Origin of the sequence: Brevibacillus sp. MCWH (assembly GCF_013096935.1) — a bacterium.
In the GTDB taxonomy this organism is placed as follows: domain Bacteria; phylum Bacillota; class Bacilli; order Brevibacillales; family Brevibacillaceae; genus Brevibacillus; species Brevibacillus aydinogluensis.
Map to the genome: position 1 here is coordinate 1 of NZ_SDLF01000213.1, position 409 is coordinate 409.

A 409-nucleotide genomic window follows, 5' to 3' on the forward strand; every position below is an offset into this window, starting at 1 on the left:
GATCGCGTCACGCTCGCATTTTTGATCGATGCGTATGAAGAAGAGCAACTGGCAGACGGTACGACGCGCACAGTGATGCACCTTCACCCAGCATTAGCGCCATATAAAGCGGCTGTATTGCCACTATCGAAAAAGTTATCAGAAGGTGCGCGTGCGATCTTTGAACAACTTTCACAACACTTTATGGTCGATTACGACGAGTCCGGTTCGATCGGAAAACGATATCGTCGTCAAGATGAAATTGGAACACCGTTCTGTATTACGTATGATTTTGATTCAGAACAGGACGGCATGGTTACCGTGCGCGACCGCGATACGATGGAACAAACGCGCATTCCAATTGCGGAATTAAACAGCTTCTTAGAAGAAAAAATTCAGTTTTAAGCAAAAACAGGCTATCCTATAAAGT

The 409-nt window shown here is 45.2% G+C and carries 1 protein-coding gene; it reads left to right on the top strand.

Going from position 1 to position 409, the window contains the following annotated elements; genetic code table 11:
* The coding region (locus ETC00_RS20135; protein WP_253264360.1) for a His/Gly/Thr/Pro-type tRNA ligase C-terminal domain-containing protein at positions 1 to 384 on the top strand (384 nt) is incomplete at its 5' end.
* Positions 385 to 409: the final 25 nt, after the last annotated feature.